The sequence below is a fragment of the Streptomyces sp. NPDC053755 genome (assembly GCF_040677675.1).
Classification (GTDB): Bacteria; Actinomycetota; Actinomycetes; order Streptomycetales; family Streptomycetaceae; genus Streptomyces.
The window spans coordinates 116,019-135,795 of record NZ_JBFASK010000008.1; the positions used below are offsets into that span (position 1 = coordinate 116,019).

The 19,777-nt window shown below is 73.6% G+C and carries 19 protein-coding genes; 10 read left to right on the top strand and 9 right to left on the bottom strand.

Annotation, left to right across the window (positions count from 1 at the left end; genetic code table 11):
- Nucleotides 1-47: 47 nt before the first annotated feature.
- On the bottom strand, nt 48-1,841 hold the full coding sequence (locus AB0K65_RS11280) for a protein kinase (protein WP_365715527.1): 1,794 nt from the start codon (nt 1,839-1,841) through the stop codon (nt 48-50).
- A gap of 139 nt (nt 1,842-1,980) precedes the next feature.
- On the opposite strand from AB0K65_RS11280, the gene AB0K65_RS11285 reads away from it, so the two are divergent.
- Nucleotides 1,981-3,048 (top strand): alpha/beta hydrolase-fold protein, encoded by a 1,068-nt coding sequence (locus tag AB0K65_RS11285; RefSeq protein WP_365715528.1) that lies wholly within the window; start codon nt 1,981-1,983, stop codon nt 3,046-3,048.
- A 133-nt stretch (nt 3,049-3,181) separates the two neighbouring features.
- Here AB0K65_RS11285 and AB0K65_RS11290 read toward each other — a convergent pair whose 3' ends face one another.
- Nucleotides 3,182-4,048: a menaquinone biosynthesis protein gene (locus AB0K65_RS11290; protein WP_365715529.1), complete on the bottom strand. Its 867-nt coding sequence runs from the start codon at nt 4,046-4,048 to the stop codon at nt 3,182-3,184.
- Between the two features lie 271 nt (nt 4,049-4,319).
- On the opposite strand from AB0K65_RS11290, the gene AB0K65_RS11295 reads away from it, so the two are divergent.
- The 3 genes from AB0K65_RS11295 (at nt 4,320) to AB0K65_RS11305 (ending at nt 5,759) form a co-directional block, all read left to right on the top strand.
- On the top strand, nt 4,320-4,523 hold the full coding sequence (locus AB0K65_RS11295) for a cold-shock protein (protein ID WP_008738468.1): 204 nt from the start codon (nt 4,320-4,322) through the stop codon (nt 4,521-4,523).
- A gap of 137 nt (nt 4,524-4,660) precedes the next feature.
- Nucleotides 4,661-5,083: a DUF1992 domain-containing protein gene (locus tag AB0K65_RS11300; RefSeq protein WP_365715530.1), complete on the top strand. Its 423-nt coding sequence runs from the start codon at nt 4,661-4,663 to the stop codon at nt 5,081-5,083.
- 163 nt (nt 5,084-5,246) lie between these two features.
- Entirely contained in the window at nt 5,247-5,759 is a 513-nt protein-coding gene (locus AB0K65_RS11305; RefSeq protein ID WP_365715531.1) for a DinB family protein, read from the top strand.
- Between the two features lie 15 nt (nt 5,760-5,774).
- Here AB0K65_RS11305 and AB0K65_RS11310 read toward each other — a convergent pair whose 3' ends face one another.
- From AB0K65_RS11310 to AB0K65_RS11320, 3 genes are all read right to left on the bottom strand, one after another.
- Complete coding sequence (locus AB0K65_RS11310) at nt 5,775-6,014, bottom strand: ATP-binding protein (protein ID WP_365715532.1); 240 nt, start codon at nt 6,012-6,014, stop codon at nt 5,775-5,777.
- Between the two features lie 143 nt (nt 6,015-6,157).
- Nucleotides 6,158-6,586, bottom strand: a complete 429-nt coding sequence (locus AB0K65_RS11315; RefSeq protein ID WP_365715533.1) for a Zn-ribbon domain-containing OB-fold protein — start codon at nt 6,584-6,586, stop codon at nt 6,158-6,160.
- The gene (locus AB0K65_RS11320) at nt 6,583-7,035 is read right to left on the bottom strand and encodes a DoxX family membrane protein (RefSeq protein WP_365715534.1); all 453 of its coding nucleotides are present in this window, start codon (nt 7,033-7,035) and stop codon (nt 6,583-6,585) included. Before AB0K65_RS11320 ends, AB0K65_RS11315 begins: the two co-directional genes overlap by 4 nt.
- A gap of 157 nt (nt 7,036-7,192) precedes the next feature.
- On the opposite strand from AB0K65_RS11320, the gene AB0K65_RS11325 reads away from it, so the two are divergent.
- From AB0K65_RS11325 to AB0K65_RS11345, 5 genes are all read left to right on the top strand, one after another.
- Nucleotides 7,193-8,356, top strand: coding sequence for an NAD(P)/FAD-dependent oxidoreductase (locus AB0K65_RS11325; RefSeq protein ID WP_365715535.1), 1,164 nt, complete (start codon nt 7,193-7,195; stop codon nt 8,354-8,356).
- A gap of 442 nt (nt 8,357-8,798) precedes the next feature.
- Complete coding sequence (locus AB0K65_RS11330; RefSeq protein WP_365715536.1) at nt 8,799-11,051, top strand: acetate--CoA ligase family protein; 2,253 nt, start codon at nt 8,799-8,801, stop codon at nt 11,049-11,051.
- 71 nt (nt 11,052-11,122) lie between these two features.
- On the top strand, nt 11,123-11,842 hold the full coding sequence (locus AB0K65_RS11335) for an enoyl-CoA hydratase-related protein (protein ID WP_365715608.1): 720 nt from the start codon (nt 11,123-11,125) through the stop codon (nt 11,840-11,842).
- 85 nt (nt 11,843-11,927) lie between these two features.
- Complete coding sequence (locus tag AB0K65_RS11340; protein WP_365715537.1) at nt 11,928-13,076, top strand: hypothetical protein; 1,149 nt, start codon at nt 11,928-11,930, stop codon at nt 13,074-13,076.
- A gap of 139 nt (nt 13,077-13,215) precedes the next feature.
- On the top strand, nt 13,216-13,824 hold the full coding sequence (locus AB0K65_RS11345) for a flavin reductase family protein (RefSeq protein WP_365715538.1): 609 nt from the start codon (nt 13,216-13,218) through the stop codon (nt 13,822-13,824).
- A 45-nt stretch (nt 13,825-13,869) separates the two neighbouring features.
- Here AB0K65_RS11345 and AB0K65_RS11350 read toward each other — a convergent pair whose 3' ends face one another.
- On the bottom strand, nt 13,870-15,192 hold the full coding sequence (locus AB0K65_RS11350) for an MFS transporter (RefSeq protein WP_365715540.1): 1,323 nt from the start codon (nt 15,190-15,192) through the stop codon (nt 13,870-13,872).
- Nucleotides 15,193-15,319: 127 nt separating this feature from the next.
- Nucleotides 15,320-16,528: an MFS transporter gene (locus AB0K65_RS11355; protein ID WP_365715609.1), complete on the bottom strand. Its 1,209-nt coding sequence runs from the start codon at nt 16,526-16,528 to the stop codon at nt 15,320-15,322.
- Between the two features lie 103 nt (nt 16,529-16,631).
- Between AB0K65_RS11355 and AB0K65_RS11360 the strand changes: the two genes are divergently transcribed.
- Nucleotides 16,632-17,603 (top strand): helix-turn-helix domain-containing protein, encoded by a 972-nt coding sequence (locus AB0K65_RS11360; protein WP_365715541.1) that lies wholly within the window; start codon nt 16,632-16,634, stop codon nt 17,601-17,603.
- Between the two features lie 101 nt (nt 17,604-17,704).
- On the opposite strand, the gene AB0K65_RS11365 is transcribed toward AB0K65_RS11360, so the two are convergent.
- Nucleotides 17,705-18,757 (bottom strand): Zn-dependent alcohol dehydrogenase, encoded by a 1,053-nt coding sequence (locus tag AB0K65_RS11365; protein WP_365715542.1) that lies wholly within the window; start codon nt 18,755-18,757, stop codon nt 17,705-17,707.
- Nucleotides 18,754-19,686 (bottom strand): SDR family oxidoreductase, encoded by a 933-nt coding sequence (locus tag AB0K65_RS11370; RefSeq protein ID WP_365715543.1) that lies wholly within the window; start codon nt 19,684-19,686, stop codon nt 18,754-18,756. The genes AB0K65_RS11365 and AB0K65_RS11370 overlap by 4 nt, the downstream gene beginning before the upstream one ends.
- Nucleotides 19,687-19,777: the final 91 nt, after the last annotated feature.

Here is a 19,777-nt window from a genome sequence, read left to right on the forward strand (position 1 = left end):
GCTGGGAGGCGGGGCGGGCGGACCGAACCAGCCTACGCCAGCGTCTCTCAGCGCTTGTGCAGGGTGCCGGTCGGGCGGCCCGCCGCCTCCTCGTCGGAGCGGTAGGCGAGGGTGCCGTCGGCGCCGAGGGTCAGGGTGAACGTCGAGGTGCCGCCGGTGCACAGGCCCGCGGTGCCGGGGCGGTCCGGGTCGGTGCGGTCGGCGACGCGCAGCTCGGTGCCGGAGGCGGAGGTGAGCCGCCCGATGCCGTGGCACCGCACGGTGGTCCCGAGGACGCTGATGACGTGGCTGGTGCGGACGACGTCCTCGCCGGTCCGGCCCTGGGTGACGACGGCGGTGAAGTCGCCGTGCGGGGAGCCGTTGCGCTCGGTGGTGGGGCCGGTCCAGGTCCCGAGGAAGGCGGCGGGCACGGAGCCGCCGGGCGGCGCGGTGGCGGCCGGCGGCGTGGACGGGGTCGTGCCCGTCCCGTCGGCGCCGGCGTCGCGGTCGCCGCCCGGCATCAGGTCGAGGAGGTGGCCGGCCCCGAGGGTCACGGCGGCGAGTGCCGCGGTGACGGTGAGGGCGAGGGTGCAGCCGACGCGGCGGCCGGCGAGGGAGAGCGAGAGCTTCCGCACGCCGGCCGGCCCGGCTCCCGCGGTGCCGTCGGGCGCGGGGGTACGGGGGCGGGGCACGCCGGTCACCGTGTCGGGGCCGGAAACGGAGGCGCCGGGGTGGGACGGGGCACCGCCAGGGCCGGAAACGGAGGCGCCGGGGTGGGGCCAGAGGGCGTGGGGCGGTTCCACCGGCGGGCCGAAGGCGCCGGCGGGGGTCACCGAGGGCGCGGTGAAGGGGACGGGTCCCGACGCGTGCGGGTCGGACGGGCCGTCCGTGTCCGCGTCGAAAGGGACGGGCCCCGGGGCGTGCGGGGCCCGGGCCCCCTCCGCAGCCGTACCCGCCGCTGCCGTGCCCGCGTCGAGTTCCAGGAGGCGGACCGCCGTGCGGCTCACCTCCTCGACCAGAGGGCCGGGGAGCCAGCCGGCCGCCACCAGGCCGGCCGGCCCGGCCGGGGCGAGCCGGGCCGCGACGGCGCCCGGGGCGGGGCGGGACTCCGGGTCCTTGGCGAGGCAGCCGGCCACCAGCTCCCGCAGCTCTCCGGAGAGCGCGCCCAGTTCGGGTTCCTCGTGGACGACCTTGTAGAGCAGGGTCGCCGAGGAGTCGCCGGGGAAGGGCGGGGCGCCGGCCGCCGCGTAGGCGAGGACCGCCCCGAGCGAGAAGACGTCGGAGGCGCCGGTCGTCCCCTGGCCGAGGATCTGCTCGGGCGCCATGTAGCCCGGCGAGCCGATGGAGACGCCCGTCGCGGTGAGCGAGGCCGTGCCGTCCGAGGCGCGGGCGATGCCGAAGTCGATGAGCCGGGGCCCGTCGAGGGTGAGGAGGACGTTGGACGGCTTCACGTCGCGGTGGACGAGCCGCAGCGCGTGCACGCCCGCCAGCGCCTCGGCGAGGCCGGCGCCCAGGGTCCGTACCGTGTGCTCCGGCAGCGGGCCGAGGGTCTCGACGGCCCGGGCGAGCGTCGGCCCGGCGACGTATCCGGTCGCCACCCAGGGCACCGGGGCCTCCGCGTCGGCGTCGAGGACCGGGGCGGTCCACCGTCCGCCCACCAGCCGGGCCGCCTCCACCTCGCGCCGGAACCGGGCCCGGAACTGCTCGTCGAGCGCGAAGTGCGGGTGCACGATCTTCACGGCGACGGTCCTGCCGCCTTCGTTGCGGGCGAGATAGACGCGCCCCATACCGCCGGAACCGAGCCTTCCGAGGATGCGGTAGCCGCCGATGGTCCTCGGTTCCCCTGCTTCGAGCGGCTGCATGTCTCCCCTTCTAGCAGCGCGAAGGCCCCGGTGGGCCGGATCACGGCGATTCGAGACGGTATCGAGCCAACCGAACACCCCTCCCGCCCCTCCTCCCTTGCGACATCACCGTCGTGTCGACACGCACCGGAGCCGCACCATGAACCGTCAGCCGACGCGTCCGCCGAAGCGCCTGCCCAGGATCGCCGCCGCCGCCCTCGCCCTCGGCTGCGCGGCCGTTCTGGTCACCGGCTGTTCCGACGAGGGCGACCCGGTCAGCTTCGACACCCCCCGGTCGACGGCGCAGGCGCGTACCCCGGACCACCCCGCGAAGGCGCAGGGAAAACCCCGGCCGAAGGGCCCCGAGACGGTTCTGCCCACCGGCCCGAAGGCGAGCTTCACCACCGCCAACACCCTGGAGGACGGCACCAGGATCGGGGTCACCACCCTGCGGGGCGGGAAGTCCGGTTTCACGGGCAAGGTGTGGGTGTGGGCCCCGAAGCAGTATTTCGACCCGGCCTACGCGGACAGCGGCTTCCCGGTGCTCGTGGCCCTGCCGGGAGGGAACGGCTATCCGACGAATTACTGGATGGGGACGGACCTCAAACTCCAGTCGAGCATCAGCACGTGGTCGCGGACCGGAAAGAGCCTTCCGTTCATCGTCGTGATGCCGGTCCTCAACCCGGACGACGCCTACTACTACGACGGCAGCGATATTCCGGGGCAGCCCCGAATGGGCACCTGGCTGACCGAGGACGTGCCGGATTTCGTCCGCGCCAATTTCCGCACCTTCGCGTCCCGGGACGGCTGGGCGTTCATGGGCTCGTCGTCGGGCGGGTTCGTCGGGCTGAAATCCGTCCTCCAGCACCCGGACAAGTTCAAGGCCGTGATCGCGTCCGGTCCCGACACCGTCCCGGACTCTCCGCTGTGGGCCGGCCACGAGGCCGAGCGGCAGGCGAACAATCCGGAAAGGCTCGCCAAGGCGCTCGGCGCGAAGCCGGACACCCGGGCGAACGAGGTGTATCTGGCGTTCCAGATCGGCACCGAGGAATCCGGCATGGCCCGGATCAAGGCGTTCATGAAGAACTACACCAAGGGACCGGTGAAGACCCGCCTCCAGGTCATCCAGGGAGGCGGGCACAACGCCAAGAGCTATGTGCGCGGCATGGGGGACGGCTCGATCGCCTGGATCAGCCGGCACATGCAGGGACCCGTCCCCGCTCCGTAGCGGAAGGGGGCCGGGGCCGACCGCGGGAAGCGCCCGGGGGTCCGCCGCGGGAAGCGCCCGGGGCCCATGGAGGAAGGTGACCCGGGGGTCTGCCGCGAAAGCGACCGGGGAGCCTGCGGCGGGCCGGGCGGGATCAGCGGGCGCCGAGCAGCTCCACCCGGACGTCGGCGGGGAAGCCGGTGGTCGGGCCGGTCCTGCGGGCGAACTCGCGGACGCCCGCCAGCTGCTCAGGACCAAACCGGAAGTCCAGTGTCCGGAAGTACCGCTCCAGCAGCGCCGCGTCGAAGGACTCCCAGCGTGCGGCCTGCTCGGCCACCTTCGCGACCTCCACCAGGGAGAGATCGCGCGAGGCAAGGAACGCCTCGTGCACCTCGCGGACCGTCTCCGGCTCCCGGGCGAGGAAGTCCTTGCGCGCCGCCCACACCGCGAAGACGAACGGCAGCTCCGTCCACTCCTTCCACATCAGCCCCAGGTCGTGGACCTGGAGGCCCAGGCGCGGAGCGTCGTGCAGCGAGGCCCGCAGCGCGGCGTCGCCGATCAGGACGGCGGCGTCCGCCTCCTGCATCATCAGCCCGAGATCGGGCGGGCACGTGTAGTACTCCGGCCGGACGCCGTACCGCTCGGCGAGCAGCAGCTGCGCCAGGCGCACGGAGGTGCGGGAGGTGGAACCGAGCGCGACCCGCGCTCCGTCCAGCCGCTCCAGCGGGAGCTGGGAGACGATCACGCAGGACATCACGGGGCCGTCGCAGCCCACGGCGATGTCCGGCAGGGCGACGAGGTCGTCGGCGTTGCGGAGGTACTCGACGAGCGTGATCGGCCCGATGTCGAGATCGCCGCGCACCAGACGCTCGCTGAGCTTCTCCGGAGTGTCCTTCGTGAGCTCCAGGTCGAGGAGCGTTCCGGTGCGTGCCAGGCCCCAGTAGAGGGGCAGACAGTTCAGGAACTGGATGTGCCCGACGCGAGGCCGGCTGCGCTGGTGGTCATCGGTTGCTTTGTCCACAACGCGAGGCTAGACCCGTCTCGTACGGTGGACATCGCCGGGGGCCCGGCGGCGGCGCGCCCACCCATCGGCGGTGTGATTCAAACCTGCGGGTGACGTGATCTTTCCCTCTAGTGCGCACCGCACCCTGCGTGCTACGCTCGTCGCAAGTTGCAGTTTGGTTTCCCTTGCAGTACAGAGCCTGCGGAGCATGTGACCCGCAGGCTTTTGTAGTTTTCAGACTTCTTTGCAGGTTCTGGAGCAGGGCAACCCTTTGGCCCAAGGAGGGCTTATGGCTACCGGAACCGTCAAGTGGTTCAACGCTGAAAAGGGCTTCGGCTTCATCGCCCAGGACGGCGGCGGCCCGGATGTCTTCGTCCACTACTCCGCGATCAACGCGTCTGGTTTCCGCTCCCTCGAGGAGAACCAGCTCGTGAACTTCGACGTCACGCAGGGTCCGAAGGGCCCGCAGGCGGAGAACGTCACCCCGGCCTAAGTTGCCCGGGTCGGCGATCGCGCACGGCTAGAGAAGTACCCAAGGAGCCCTGCTCCGTGTCTTCGGGCACGAAGCGGGGCTCCTGCCTTTTCTCCCGCCCCTCCCCCGTCGCCCCGCCGGCTTCGTACGCTGGAGCCATGACCGAACGCAAACCCCCCGGCGTCAGCTTCGAGTCATTCGTGGACAAGCAGATCCGCGAGGCCGCGGAGCGGGGCGAGTTCCAGCGTCTGGCCGGCTTCGGACGGCCGCTGGACGACGACCGCGCGCCGTACGACGAGCTGTGGTGGATCAAGGGCAAGCTGCATCGCGAGGGCGGCTCCGTCCTCCCGCCCTCGCTCGCCCTGCGGAAGGAGGCCGAGGACGCGGTGGAGGCCGTCGGCCGGGCCGTCTCCGAGTCCCAGGTCCGCCGGATCCTCCACGAGATCAACAAGAAGATCGCCGAGGCGCTGAAGCGTCCCCCGGCGGGTCCTCCCCTGAACCTGAAGCCGTTCGACGTCGACGCGGTGATCGAGGAGTGGCGGGAGGGACGGCCGGACGGGGCGGCTCCGAAGAGCGCCTGACCGGCACGGCGCCCCCCTCCCCCGCCCAGGTGAAACTCGCCCGCCCCGACGCCGTCCCCGGCCGTTCGGCACGGGAGCGGTGCCTCTTCGGTGGCCCACTGGGAAGAGAACACAGCGGCGGCCCGGCCGGGCCGCGCGCGCCCACCGCGGAGGAGTGACCCAGATGAAGAGTGCGGACCTGCTGCTGGACCTGTTCGAGCGGGTGGGGGAAGCCGTGCACGGGGCCGTCGAGGGGCTGTCGGAGGAGGAGCTCGCGACCCGGATCGACGAGGACGCGAACTCCATCGCCTGGCTCGTCTGGCACCTGACCCGCATCCAGGACGACCACATCGCCGGCGTCTTCGACACCGAGCAGGTGTGGACCGAGGACGACTGGCAGTCCCGCTTCGGCCTCCCCTTCGGCAAGAACGCGACCGGCTACGGCCACTCCAGCAAGCAGGTCGGCCAGGTCCGCGCCTCGGCGGACCTGCTGCTCGGCTACTACGACGCCGTGCACGCGCGCACCCTGGAGCACGTCCGGTCCGTGTCCGACGCCGACCTCGACCGCGTCGTGGACGACTCCTGGGACCCGCCGGTCACCCTGGGCGTCCGCCTGGTCAGCGTGGTCGCGGAGGACAACCAGCACGCCGGTCAGGCGGCGTACGTACGGGGCGTGGTGGAGCGCCGGCCCACGTGAGCGGCTCCGCGCCGGTCACGGCGGGCTCCCGCCGCCCCGGCCGGCGAGGGCGACGACGGCCCAGACCGTCTTGCCGACGCAGCGGCTCCTGACATCCCACGCTCCGGCCGGGGCCGAGACCAGCAGCAGCCCGTAGCCCCCTTCGTCCGGTTCGGAGACGGGCTCGGGCTCCCGCTCGGCACGGGCGTCGGACACCTCGACGCGCACGTGGTCCCCGGCGAGGACGAGCCGCACCTCGAAGTCGCGGCCGGGCACGCGGCCATGGGTGACGGCGTTCTCGGCCGTCGAGCGGGGCGTACGGACGCCCCGGCCCGACTTCCTGCTCCGGGCGGACCAGGCGCTGGGCGCGCGGGGCGTTCCATCGCCCCCTCCGCCTGGGCGGCGTTCGTGGTCGTCGCCTATGCCGTTTGACCGCCGACTTCGTGAGGCCCTCCGCTCCGGCGGAACACCGGCACCGTGCACTCCCCCTCCGCCCGGAAGCCGAGCTCCAGCTCCATGCCGATGCCGAGGTCGGCCTCCGGGACGTCCACGATCTCCGTCATCATGCGGGGGCCCTCGGCGAGATCCACCACCGCGGCGACGTACGGGACCCGTTCGCCGAACGGCGGGAGGTCGTTCCGGTGGACGACCGACCAGGTGTAGAGCGTGGCCCGGCCGCTCGCGGGCTCCCACTCCACGTCCTCGCTCCAGCAGTGCGGGCAGAACTCGCGCGGGTAGTGGTGGGCCCGGCCGCAGGAGGCGCACCGGCGCAGCAGGAGGCGCCCGCCGGCGGCAGCCTCCCAGTAGGCACGGGTGAAGGGGTCGGGTTCCGGGGTGGCGGCGGTCATCGGAAGAGTCCGATCGCGTGGTCGAGGGAGAAGGTCTGCCATGACACGGCGAAGAGGGCGACCAGGGAGATCAGCGCCATCATCGCGTTCTGTCCCTGCTCGGCCCAGTCGTGGATCATCAGGACCAGGTAGAGGAGGTTCAGGAGCAGGCCGCCCGCCAGGGCGACGGGTGTCAGGAATCCGAGGACGAGACCGAGGCCGACGGCGAGTTCGGCGTAGACGACGACGTACGCCATGACCTTCGGACGCGGGGCGACGATCCGGTCGAAGCCCGTGCGCACGGCGCGCCAGCGGTGCTCGGCCGCGACGTCCGCGGCCCAGGCGATGCCCGTGCCGCGCTCGAACCACGCCTTCCTGTCCTTGTGGCGCCAGCTCTCCAGCCACCACAGGCCGAGGCCGATCCGGAGGACGGCGAGCCATTCCGCGCCGGTGAGCCAGATGGTCTGCATCGCTTCCGGACCCCTCCCGAACGGTCGACCTGACGGCACGTCAGTTCAGCGGACTTCACACCGTCCGCGCAAGCCCCTTGCACGCGTGACCGTTTCGCAACCGAACCCCCTCTTGACCGAGACCCAACAAGTGAGCACGTCATTACGCTCAGCGTTCATGGACCACACCCCCCACGACCGCTCGACCGGCCACCCCGTCTACGTCATCGGCGGCGGCCCCGGCGGGCTCGCCGTCGCCGCCACCCTGCGCGAGCAGGGCGTACGGGCCGTCGTCCTGGAGAAGTCCGACGCCGTCGGCGCCTCCTGGCGCTCCCACTACGACCGGCTGCGGCTGCACACCACCCGCCGGCTCTCCGCGCTGCCCGGACTCCCCATACCCCGCTCCTTCGGGCGGTGGGTCGCCCGCGCGGACGTGGTGCGCTACCTGGAGAAGTACGCCGACGTCCACGCCCTGGAGATCGTGACGGGCGTCGAGGTCTTCCGGGTCGAGCGCGCCGAGGACGGCGAGAGCTGGCTCCTGCACGCGACCGGCGGGCGCCGGCTGACCGGCAGCGCGGTGGTCGTGGCGACCGGCTACAACCACACCCCGCGCCTGCCCGACCGGCCGGGCCTCGACGCCTACACGGGCGACCTCGCGCACGCGAGCGCGTACCGGGACCCGGCCCCCTACGCCGGGCGGGACGTGCTCGTCATCGGCGCGGGGAACACCGGCGCCGAGATCGCGGCCGACCTCGCCGAGGGGGGCGCGGCGCGGGTGCGGCTCGCGGTGCGCACGGTGCCGCACATCGTGCGCCGCTCCACGGCCGGCTGGCCGGCGCAGCGGACGGGCATCCTGGTGCGGCGGCTGCCCGTGGGCCTGGTGGACCGGATGGGCGCCGTGATGTGCCGGATCTCCGTGCCCGACCTGTCGGAGCGCGGCCTTCCGCGTCCCGACACGGGCCTGTACTCCCGGGTCCGCGAGGGGGCGGTCCCGGTGCAGGACGTCGGCCTCATCGACGCCGTGCGGACCGGGAAGGTGGAGATCGTCGGTGCGGTCGAGTCCTTCGACGGCGACGGGGTCGTCCTCGCGGACGGTTCCCGGATCACCCCGGACGCCGTCATCGCCGCGACCGGCTACCGCCGGGGCCTGGAACCCCTCGTCGGGCACCTGGGGGTCCTCGACGAGCGGGGACGGCCCGTGGTGCACGGGGCGCGGACGCCGCGCGAGGCGCCCGGTCTGTACTTCACGGGCTACACGAACCCGATCAGCGGGATGTTCCGGGAGATGGCGATCGACGCCAGGAAGATCGCCCGCCGGATCGCCAAGGCGGCGGCGCGGTAGACCGCGGCCCGGCGGGGCGGCGGCGCGGTGGAGGGCAGCCCGGAGGGGCGGCGCGGTGGACCGAGGCCCGGGGGCGGCGCCTGGTCGGACCGGCCCCGGGGGCAGTGGCCGTCGGCCGGACGCCCCCCCCGGCGCACGGCAGGCCGGGCGGGGCGGGCCGCAACCGCGGGGCCGCACCCCGGGGCCGCGGCGCGCTCCCGCGCCCCCGCGCCCGCCCCCCGCGCCCCCGCTCTCCCCCGGCGACCGCTCCCGCGACCCCGCGCTCGGCCCCCGACCGCCCCCGCCCGGGCCCCCCGCGACCGCCCCACGGGTTCCCTCGCCGCCCCCGCCCGGCCCCCCGCGTCCGCTCCTTCACGTGCTCTTCGGTCACGAGTATTCCTGACAGGCCGTCAGACTTGTAATCTGACTGTGCGTCAGGTCACGACGAGGGACGGGCGGAACGATGCTTGGATCGACACACGGCACCTTCACCACCGATCTCCGCGCCCGCGTGGTCGCCTGCGGGGAGCACGCCGGGACACCCGGCATCGCCGTCCACGGTGTCACCGCCGTGGAGGGCGACCGGGACGTCAGCGGGCGGCCGCTGCACGCCCCCGTCCCCGATCTCGACCGGTTCTTCCGGCCCCGGGCCGTCGCCGTCGTCGGGGCCTCCGACGCCGAGGGGCGGCCCCACACCGGGATCACCCGGCAGCTCATCGCCTGGGCGGAGAGGGTCGGAGCCGAGCTGGTGCCCGTGCACCCCACCCGCGCGTCGGTCTTCGGGATCCCCTGCGTGCCGTCCGTCGGCGCCCTCGCCGCGGCGCTCGCCGGACCCGTCGACCTCGCCGTGCTCCTCGTGGCCGACCCGCTTCCCGTGATCGAGGAGCTGGCGGAGGCGAAGGTGCGGTTCGCGGTCGCGTTCGCGTCCGGATTCGCCGAGACCGGGCGGGAGGGCGCCGACGCGCAGGAGCGGCTCGCCGAGGCCGTGCGGCGCTCGGGGATCCGGCTCCTCGGACCCAACACCAACCTCAACGCCTTCGAGCGCTTCCGCGAGGACCTCGACGGCCCGGCGATCGCGCTGATCACCCAGTCCGGGCACCAGGGCCGGCCGGTCCACACCCTCCAGGAGCTGGGGATACGGCTCTCCCACTGGGCGCCCACCGGCAACGAGGCCGATCTTGAGACCGCCGACTTCATCTCGTACTTCTCCCAGCTGCCCGAGGTCGGTGCCATCGCGTGCTACGTCGAGGGCCTCAAGGACGGGCGCGCCTTCCTGCTCGCCGCCGACCGGGCCGCGCGCCGGGGGGTGCCGGTCGTCGCGGTCAAGGTCGGGCGCACCGAGGCCGGAGCCCGCACGGCCGCCTCGCACACCGGCAAGCTGACCGGCGCGGACCGGGTCGTCGACGCCGCCATGCGCCAGTTCGGGGTCATCCGGGTCGACGGGCTGGACGAGCTCCAGGACACCGCGGCCCTCCTGGCCCGGGCCCGCAAGCCCGTCGCCGACGGGGTCGTCGTCTACTCCATCTCCGGCGGCACCGGGGCGCACTTCAGCGATCTGGCCACGGCCGCCGGGCTGCGGCTGCCGGCGCTGCCGGAGGCGAAGCAGGCCGAGCTGCACCAGTGGATACCGGACTACCTGAACGTGGCGAACCCGGTCGACAACGGCGGCCACCCGGTAGGCGACTGGCGAGGCCGGAAGATCATCGACGCGATCCTTGCGGACCCGTCGGTCGGCGTCCTGGTCTGTCCGATCACCGGGCCCTTCCCGCCGATGAGCGACCGGCTGGCGCAGGACCTGGTGGACGCGGCCGAGGCCACGGACAAGCTGGTGTGCGTGGTGTGGGGCTCGCCGGTGGGGACCGAGGCGGCCTACCGCGAGACCCTCCTCGGCTCGTCGCGCGTCGCCACCTTCCGTACGTTCGGCAACTGCATCGGAGCCGTGAAGGCGTATCTCGACCACCACCGCTTCACCACCGCCTACCGTTCTCCCTTCGACGAGGCCCCGCGCACCCCCTCTCCCTCCTTCCGCAAGGCTCAGGCGCTGATGCGGCCGGGCCGGCGGCTGAGCGAGCACGCGGCGAAGCAGCTGCTGCGGGCGTACGGGATCCGGGTGCCGCGCGAGCAGCTGGTGACCAGCGCGGCGGCGGCGGTCCGGGCCGCCGGCCAGGTCGGTTACCCGGTCGTGATGAAGGCGTCCGGCGCCCAGATCGCCCACAAGACGGAGCTGGGCCTCGTGAAGGTCGGGCTGACCTCGGCGAGCCAGGTCCGGGACGCTTACCGCGAGCTGACCGACATCGCCCGATACGAGGGCGTCGGCCTCGACGGCATCCTGGTGTGCCAGATGGTCGGGCGCGGGGTCGAGATGGTGGTGGGGATGACCCGGGACCCGCTGTTCGGGCCGACCGTCACGGTCGGTCTGGGCGGAGTGCTGGTCGAGGTGCTGCGGGACACGGCCGTGCGCGTGCCGCCGTTCGGGGAGCGGGAGGCGCGGGACATGCTCGGCGAGCTGCGCGGGCGGGCGCTGCTCGACGGGGTGCGGGGGGCGCCGGCGGGGGATGTGGACGCGCTGGTGGAGGTGGTGCTGCGGGTGCAGCGGATGGCGCTCGAACTCGACGGCGATCTCGCCGAGCTGGACATCAACCCGCTGATGGTGCTGCCGCGCGGGCAGGGCGCGGTGGCCCTGGACGCGCTCGCCGTGTGCCGGGAGGAGGCGTGACGCGGCGGGAGGAGGTACGGCACCGTGTGGCGCACGGCGTCTCGTGGATCACGCTCGACCGGCCCGAGGCGATGAACGCGGTCACCCCGGACCAGCGGGAGCGGATCATCGCGCTGCTCGGGGACGCCTCCGCCGACCCGGACGTCCGCGCGGTGGTGCTGACGGCGACCGGGCGGGGCTTCTGCGCGGGGGCGGACCTGCGCGGAGGGCCGGCCGCCGGGGAGCGCGTACCGGGAGACGTGGCGCGGCTGATCCGGCAGGGGGCGCAGCGGCTGATCGGGGCCGTGCTGGACTGCGAGAAGCCGGTGATCGCGGCGGTGAACGGGACGGCGGCGGGCATCGGGGCGCATCTGGCGTTCGCCTGCGATCTGGTGCTGGCGGCCGAGTCGGCGACGTTCGTCGAGGTGTTCGCGCGGCGGGGTCTGGTGCCGGACGGGGGCGGGGCGTATCTGCTGACCCGGCTGATCGGCCCGCAGCGGGCGAAGGAGCTGATGTTCTTCGGTGACGCGGTCGCGGCACACGAGGCGCGGAGCATCGGGCTGGTGAACCGGGTCGTCCCCGCGGAGGAGCTGGAGAAGACGGCGCGGGAGTGGGCGGAGCGGCTCGCCCAGGGCCCGACGCGGGCGCTGGCGCTGACCAAGCAGCTGGTGAACGCCTCCCTGGACGGCGACCGGGCGGCGGCCTTCGCCGCGGAGGCGGCCGCGCAGGAGATCAACATGACGACGCGGGACGCGAACGAAGGGGTGTCGAGCTTCGTGGAGCGGCGGCCGGCGCGGTACGAGGGCCGGTAGGCGGTCGCGGTCCGGCCGGGACGTCACCGCCACGGCCCTGCGGGTTACGTTGTCCCCTCAACGTCCTTTCCACGAGGGGAACATGATGAGCACGTTCGGAACGGGGCCGGTCAGCCGGCGAGGGCTCATACGGCTCGGCGGTGGCGCCGCCGCCGGTCTGGTTTTGGGGGGTGCCACGGCGGCGTCGGCGCAGGCGCGGCCGCCGCTGGGGGCCGTGACCGCGGAGGCCGGGGCCCTGGCCCTGCCCGCGTCGCCGGCGTTCGACCTCGGCGACGCCTCGGACGCCCTCTTCATGCACAAGCAGGCATGGTGTCCGACCGTGATGCAGTGCGCGGGGTACGACCACATCAACAAGCACTGGTACGTCGCCCAGGTCATGTACAACCCCGGCGACGGGGTGTCCTACGCGACCCGCAAGCGTGAGGGTGACATCGCCATCACCAAGCTCAGCGCGGACGGTTCGACGAAGCTGGGGCGGATGTACCTGCGCGGGTTCGGGCACGGCGCCCAGATCGGCATCGAGCCGACGGCGGCGGGCTCGGCGCCGTACATCTGGATCGAGTACGACTCGCAGCCGAACTCGGAGGACACCGGCTTCGGCACCAAGGTCTGCCGCATCAAGTACCTGGGCCCGGCCGCCGACCAGCCGCCGCGCAGCTTCCACTGGGACGACGCGGCCGACCGTACGGCGATGAACTTCAAGGACCGCACGCCCGACCCGCTCCAGCTGCCGGGCGCGGGCACCACACTGAGCGCGCCGCGGCCGGTGGTCGACATGCAGCACCGCCGCGTCCTCGTCCGCTTCAACCGCAACGGGCAGTTGCAGTGCGCGGTCTGGGACCTGGACACGGCGGTCGCCGCGCCGCTGGGAGCACCGCTGCACCACTTCGCGGATCTGCCCCGGCCCGTCTACGACGCGCAGGGGTTCTGCCTCTACGGCTCGTACCTCTACATGTACGAGGGCGAGGCGTACGCGGACGGCGGTCCGACGAACACGGCGGACGTGGGCACCACCCACATCACCCGGGTCGACCTGAACACCGGGGTCTCGGAGCGCGCTCTGACCCGGGCCCTGAAGAGCCTGGTCTTCCGGGAGCCCGAGGGCATCAACATCATGCTCGTCCCCGACGCGGCCCGGCCCGGCGCGTTCCTGCCCCGGCTGGCCTTCGGCTTCGCCTCGGGCGAGTCCGGCGACCGCCGGGTGAACATCGCCTTCAAGGACGCGTTGATCTGATCGCCGGCCCCGGGGGGTGTCCGCCGTGGCGTCCGCTCGGAGGGTGTCGCGACCCGGGCGGGACTTCACGGACACGCCCCCGGGGGCGCCTCGACCGGGGCGCGCCCGAGGGTTCCCATCTGACGACTCGTCAGTTTCAATGGGTCATGTGATGGGACACGCGGGGATGGCGGCCACCGCCGTCCGGTACCTCAGGTCGGCAGGGACACCCACGGCCGTCGGGCCCCACTCCGGGCGACGGCTCCGGGCGGTGCGGGACGACGAACGGCCGGCGGTCGATCCGGGCGAGTTCCGGCGCGTGCTGGGCCACTTCGCGAGCGGGGTCACGGTCGTGACGGCCCTCGGCCCCGAAGGGCCGGCGGGCTTCGCCTGCCAGTCCTTCGCCTCGCTGTCCCTGGACCCGCCGCTGGTCGCCTTCATGGTGGCCCGTACGTCGAGGACCTGGCCGCACATCGCCCGGGCCGGCGCCTTCTGCGTCAACATCCTCGGCGCGGACCAGGGCGAGCTGTGCCTGGGCTTCGCGAGGAGCGGCACGGACAAGTTCGCCGGCGTGGCCCACACCCCCGCGCCGGTCACGGGCTCCCCGCGCCTGGAGGGAGCCCCGGCCTGGATCGACTGCGCGATCGCCCAGGTCCACACCGGCGGGGATCACCTGATCGTGGTGGGCCGGGTGGAGGCGCTGGGGGCGGCGGGCGAGGGGATTCCACTGCTCTTCCACCGGGGGCGGTTCGGACGCTTCACTCCGTGACGGTGCCGTCCCACCGCCACCCCGGAGGACGCCGGTGCGGGCGCCTCACACCGCGGCGCCGAGCGTCGCCGCCGGCCTGCGGCGGATGACCAGGGCCATCAGGGCCGCCGCCGCGCAGAGGGCCCCGGAGGTGTACCAGACGACGTCGTACGAGCCGAAGAGGTCGCGGGCCGCACCGGCCGCGAAGGCTATCAGGGCCGCTCCGACCTGGTGGGACGCGAGGACCCAGCCGAAGACGATCGCGCTGTCCTCGCCGTAGTGCTCACGGCACAGGGCCATCGTCGGCGGGACCGTGGCGACCCAGTCCAGGCCGTAGAAGACGATGAAGAAGAGGATCGGCGGCTGGACCGCCGGGGCCAGCAGCAGGGGCAGGAAGAGCAGCGACACCCCGCGCAGCGCGTAGTACACCGCGAGCAGCCGCCGCGACTCGAAGCGGTCGGTGAACCAGCCCGACGCGATCGTGCCGACGACGTCGAAGACGCCGATGACGGCGAGCAGCGAGGCCGCCGCGACGATGGGCATGCCGTGGTCGTGGGCGGCGGGCACGAAATGCGTCCTGACCAGCCCGTTGGTAGTGGCCCCGCAGATCGCGAAGGTGCCGGCGAGGAGCCAGAACGGGCCGGTGCGGGCGGCCTTGAGGAGGACGGTCACGGCCCGGCGCGCCGCGCCCACGGCCGGAGCGGGCTTCTCGGCGTACACGCCGCCGTACGGCGCGAGGCCCACGTCCGCCGGGTGGTCGCGCAGCAGGAGCCAGACGAAGGGGACGACCGCCAGGGCGGAGAGGGCGACGGTCACGGAGGCGGGGCGCCAGCCGTGGTTCTCGACCAGCCAGGAGAGCAGCGGCAGGAAGACGAGCTGGCCCGAGGCGCCGGCCGCCGTCAGGACGCCGGTCACCAGACCGCGCCGGGCCACGAACCACCGGTTCGTCACCGTCGCCGCGAACGCCAGGGCCATCGAGCCGCTGCCCAGGCCGACCAGGACCCCCCAGAAGAGGACGAGCTGCCAGGCCGCCGTCATCCAGACCGTCAGCAGGGAGCCGACGGCGATCACGCTCAGCGCGACGGCGACGACCCGGCGGATGCCGAAACGGTCCATCAGGGCCGCGGCGAACGGCGCCGTCAGGCCGTACAGCGCGAGGTTCACCGACACCGCGAAGCCGATCGTGCCCCGCGACCAGCGGAACTGCTCGTGCAGCGGCTCGATCAGCAGTCCGGGCAGCGACGCGAAGGCCGCTGCGCCGATGATCGTGACGAAGGTGACGGCCGCGACGGACCAGGCACGGTGCACGCGCGGGGTACGGCGCGGGGCGGGCGGTGCGGGCGCCCCGGGCGGGGAGGTCTCGGTTGTCTGGGTCACGTCACCCAGCATCGTGACCCGCCGCTGCGCCCACCACTGGCCCGAATGACAGCTTTCGCAAAGATCGGGCCATCTCGCGGAGGCCGGCGTGCGAGGAACCGGCTCCATCCGGGCCGTCTCGCGGAAGGCCTCCGCCCGGCTACACCCGGGGCAAGCTCCGGATCGGCCGCACCACCAGCAACGCCCCCACCACGAGCACCGCGATCCCCGCCCCCGCCAGCAGGACCTCCTCCGTCCCCACCGCCTCCGCCACCGGTCCCGCGAGCGCCCGCCCGGCCGCCATCATCAGCAGCGATCCGGCCACGTCGTAGGCGTGCATGCGGTTCAGGGCGTCCTGCGGCACATGCGTCTGGACCGAGGTCGACCACATCACCAGCCAGAACGCGAAGGCCGCACCGCCCAGGAACTGCCCCACGCCGAGCACCTGCACCGACGCGCCCGAGCCGAGCAGGACGAGGTTCACGGGGAGGCCGAGCAGGGCCACCGCGCCCGCCGCCAGCGGCCGGCGCGGGCGCAGTCGCAGGGCGAGCAGACCGCCGGCCGCGCTCCCCGCGCCGTGGACCGCCATCAGCACGCCGTACGCCGCCGAGCCGTGGTCGCCGGTGACGAGGGTCGCGGTGAGCGGGACCATCGGCCCCGCGACCGTCAGTCCGTACACCGTCCAGATCGCGATGACCCCCCACAGCCAGCTGCGGGCCCGGAACTCCCGCCATCCGACGATCATCTCCGAGCCGAGCGAACCGCGCGCGGCCGTGTCCGCCGGGGCGGCCGGGATCCGCATGAGGAAGAGGCAGAGCGCGCTGACCGCGAAGGTCGAACCGTTGGCGGCGAAGGCCGCGCCCGCGCCGGAGAGCGCGACGAGAAGACCGGCGACGGCCGGGCCCGCCATGGTCATCAGGGACTCGACGACCCGCAGGACGGCGTTGGCACGCTGCACGTCCGGAGCGATGCGCGGGATCGTGGAGGCGACCCCCGGCTGGAAGAGCGCCGCCCCGACCCCGCTGACGGCCGAGAGCGCGTAGACGCTCCACAGCGGAGGGCTGCCGGAGACGAAGGAGACGGCGAGGACGGCCGCGCCCGGCAGCCTCACCAGATCCGCGAGGATCATCATCCGGCGGGCGGTGAAGCGGTCCGCGAGCACGCCGCCGACGACGACGAAGAGCGCGAAGGGGCCGATCCAGGCGCCGAGGGCGTAGCCGACGGAGGAACCGGAGTGCCCGGCGCCGAGCAGTCCGGCCGCGAGGGCGACGGGCACCATGCCCTCGCCGAAGACGGCGGCGGCCCGGGCCACGAAGAAGAGGCGGAAGTTACGGTTCCAGAGGGCCGGTGCCCCGGTCGGTACGGGAATGGCGTCCCGGACCGCAGACTTGTACGGGTAGTGCTCCGATTGCTTGTCCGTCACGGACCCGACTTCTAGCAGCAACTGGTCTGGACCACAAAGGGAATTCTTCGTGCCGCACCGCATCGCCGTCCTGGCCCTGCCCGGCCTGCTCCCCTTCGAGCTGGGCATACCGCACCGCATCTTCGGCCGCGCGAAGGACTCCGGGGGCCGGCCCCTCTACACGATCGTGACCTGTGCGCCGGTCGCCGGGCCGGTCCCGACGGACGCGGACTTCTCCGTGCACGTCGCGCACGGCCCCGAAGCGCTCGCGACGGCGGACACCGTCGTCGTCCCGGCCTCCTACGAACTGGGGCCCGTCTACGAGGAGGGCCGGCTCACCGACGAGCTGGCCGCCGCGCTCGCCCACATCCGGCCCGGCACGCGGCTGGTGTCCATCTGCACCGGCGGCTACGTCCTCGCCGCCGCCGGCTACCTCGACGGCCGGCCGGCCACCACGCACTGGGCGTCGGCCGCGCACTTCCAACGGCTGTTCCCGAGCGTACGGGTCGACGCCGACGTCCTCTTCGTCGACGACGGCGACGTGCTGACGTCGGCGGGTGTCGCCGCCGGGATCGACCTGTGCCTGCACATCGTGCGCCGCGACCACGGCACGGCCGTGGCCAACGAGGTCGCGCGCAGGACCGTCGTACCGCCCCATCGGGACGGCGGCCAGGCTCAGTACATCGAACGCCCGCTGCCCGCGCCGGGCACGGCGACGACGACGGGGGCCCGGGCCTGGGCCCTCGCGCACCTGCACGAGCCGATCCAGCTGCGCGACCTGGCGGCCCGTGAGTCGATGAGCGTCCGGACGTTCACCCGCCGCTTCCGGGAGGAGGTGGGTGTCAGCCCCGGGCAGTGGCTGACGCGCCAGCGGGTGGAGCACGCCCGGCACCTCCTGGAGTCCACCGACCTCCCGGTCGACCGGATCGCGCACAGCGCCGGCTTCGGCACCCCCCAGTCGCTGCGCTCCCACCTCCAGGCGGCCATCGGGGTGACGCCGACGGCCTACCGCCGCACCTTCCGCGCGGGCGCGCGGGACTGATCGGCCCGCGACCGGGGGCCGTACCGGACGGAGCCACGACCGGCGGCGGACCAGGCGGGCGGCCGGGCGGCCGGGCCCCCGGGACGGAGGCGCCCGACCGGTCACCGGAAGGTGAGCACCCCCCGGGCGACCCTCCCCTGCTCAGCGTCCTCGGCCGCCTTGGCGAAGTCCTCCACCGGGTACGTCTCGGTGACCAGCTCGTCGAGGAGGAGGCGGCCCCGGCGATACAGCTCGGCGTAGAGGGCGATGTCCTTCTGCGGCCGGGAGGAGCCGTAGCGGCAGCCGAGGATCGACTTGTCCAGGAACATCGCGGCGGGCGGGAAGCTCGCCTCCGCCGTGGGGGCCGTCATGCCGAGCAGGACCGCCTGGCCGTGCCGGTCGAGCAGGTCGATCGCCGCGCGCACGAGGCCGACGTGCCCGACGCACTCGAAGACGTGGTCGGCGCCGGTGGGAAGGACCTCCCGCACGCCGTCCGCCGAGGTCAGGAAGTGCGTGGCGCCGAAGCGGCGGGCCGTCTCCTCCTTCGCGGGGTTGGTGTCCACGGCGACCACGGTGAGCGCGCCCGCGATCCGGGCGCCCTGGAGGACGTTGAGCCCGATCCCCCCTGCGCCGATGACGACGACGCTCTCGCCGCGGCCGACCCTGGCCCGGTTGAGCACGGCACCGACGCCGGTGAGGACGCCGCAGCCCATGAGCGCCGCGGAGGTCAGGGGGATGTCGGAGGGGATCCGCACGGCCTGGACGGCCTTGACGACGGTCTTCTCGGCGAAGGAGGAGTTCGAGGCGAACTGGAAGAGCGGCCGCCCCGCGCGGGAGAAGGGCTGCCCGGGCCTGCCGATCGCCTTGCGGCACATGGTGGGCCGGCCGCGGTCACAGTCCGCGCAGGCCCCGCAGTTGGCGAGGGTGGAGAGGGCGACGTGATCGCCGGGGACGACATGGGTGACTCCGGGACCGACGGCCTCGACGACGCCGGCGCCCTCGTGGCCGAGGACGACGGGGGCGGGGAAGGGGATGGTGCCGTCGATGACGGACAGGTCGCTGTGGCAGAGCCCGGCGGCGGCGACGGCGACGAGCACCTCGCCGGGGCCCGGGGCCCGGACCTCCAGATCGTCGACGACCTCGGCCCGCGTGCCGTCGAACACGACCCCCCTCATGACGTCGGCTCCGTCCCGGCGTTGGGACGGCCGCCCCGCGCCGCCGCCCGGGCCATCTCCTCCAGGAGCGCCAGCATCGGCATGGGGTCCGTCCCCACCGTTCCCGGCAGGAAGTCGGCGATCCGCTCCGGCGTCCACGCCCCGCCCTCGGCGTAGCCGGCGCGCAGCTCCCTCGGCTGTGCCCAGACCGCGATCTTGGGACCGGCGATCGTGTAGACCTGGCCGGTGATGCCCTCCTGCCGGGCCCGGTCGGAGAGGAGGTAGACGACGAGGGCGGCCACGTCCTCCGGTTCGCCGATCTCCTTCAGCTCCATGGGGACGTTGGCCGACATCCGGGTGCGCGCGACGGGGGCGACCGCGTTGGCGGTGACCCCGTATTTGTGCAGGCCGAGCGCCGCGCTCCGTACGAGCGAGATGATCCCGCCCTTGGCCGCGGAGTAGTTGGCCTGGGCGACCGAGCCCTGGTGGTTGCCGCTGGTGAAGCCGATCAGCGTGCCGGCCCCCTGCTCGCGCATGACCGCGGAGGCGGCCCGGAAGACGGTGAAGGTGCCCTTCAGATGGGTGGCGACGACCGGGTCCCACTCCTCCTCCGACATGTTGAAGAGCATCCGCTCGCGCAGGATGCCGGCCAGGCAGACGACCCCGTCGACCCGCCCGTACTCCGCGAGCGCCACGTCCACGATCCGCTGCCCGCCGGCCATCGTGGAGATGTCGTCGGCGACCGCGACCGCCGCGCCGCCCGCCGCCTCGATCTCCTTGACGACACCGAGCGCGACCTCCGAGGCCGGCTCCCCGCCCCCGACGGAGACGCCGTAGTCGTTGACGACGACCCGCGCGCCCTCGGCCGCGCAGGCGAGGGCGACCGCACGGCCGATGCCCCGCCCCGCGCCCGTGACGGCGATGACCTTGCCTGCCAAGAAGTTCCCCACGCCCGGCCCCTTCCCGCTTTTTCTGACGGTCCGTTAGATTCGTTCGTCAGCTGAATTCTACGGTCCGTCAGATACCGGAGAACAAGACCCG

Excerpts from the sequence above, each read along its gene's own strand:
- AB0K65_RS11280 (WP_365715527.1), bottom strand. The coding sequence starts at position 1,841 with ATGCAGCCGCTCGAAGCAGGGGAACCGAGGACCATCGGCGGCTACCGC.
- AB0K65_RS11285 (WP_365715528.1), top strand. The coding sequence starts at position 1,981 with ATGAACCGTCAGCCGACGCGTCCGCCGAAGCGCCTGCCCAGGATCGCC.
- AB0K65_RS11295 (WP_008738468.1), top strand. The coding sequence starts at position 4,320 with ATGGCTACCGGAACCGTCAAGTGGTTCAACGCTGAAAAGGGCTTCGGC.
- AB0K65_RS11300 (WP_365715530.1), top strand. The coding sequence starts at position 4,661 with ATGACCGAACGCAAACCCCCCGGCGTCAGCTTCGAGTCATTCGTGGAC.
- AB0K65_RS11305 (WP_365715531.1), top strand. The coding sequence starts at position 5,247 with ATGAAGAGTGCGGACCTGCTGCTGGACCTGTTCGAGCGGGTGGGGGAA.
- AB0K65_RS11315 (WP_365715533.1), bottom strand. The coding sequence starts at position 6,586 with ATGACCGCCGCCACCCCGGAACCCGACCCCTTCACCCGTGCCTACTGG.
- AB0K65_RS11320 (WP_365715534.1), bottom strand. The coding sequence starts at position 7,035 with ATGCAGACCATCTGGCTCACCGGCGCGGAATGGCTCGCCGTCCTCCGG.
- AB0K65_RS11325 (WP_365715535.1), top strand. The coding sequence starts at position 7,193 with ATGGACCACACCCCCCACGACCGCTCGACCGGCCACCCCGTCTACGTC.
- AB0K65_RS11330 (WP_365715536.1), top strand. The coding sequence starts at position 8,799 with ATGCTTGGATCGACACACGGCACCTTCACCACCGATCTCCGCGCCCGC.
- AB0K65_RS11335 (WP_365715608.1), top strand. The coding sequence starts at position 11,123 with ATGAACGCGGTCACCCCGGACCAGCGGGAGCGGATCATCGCGCTGCTC.
- AB0K65_RS11340 (WP_365715537.1), top strand. The coding sequence starts at position 11,928 with ATGAGCACGTTCGGAACGGGGCCGGTCAGCCGGCGAGGGCTCATACGG.
- AB0K65_RS11345 (WP_365715538.1), top strand. The coding sequence starts at position 13,216 with ATGGGTCATGTGATGGGACACGCGGGGATGGCGGCCACCGCCGTCCGG.
- AB0K65_RS11350 (WP_365715540.1), bottom strand. The coding sequence starts at position 15,192 with ATGCTGGGTGACGTGACCCAGACAACCGAGACCTCCCCGCCCGGGGCG.
- AB0K65_RS11365 (WP_365715542.1), bottom strand. The coding sequence starts at position 18,757 with ATGAGGGGGGTCGTGTTCGACGGCACGCGGGCCGAGGTCGTCGACGAT.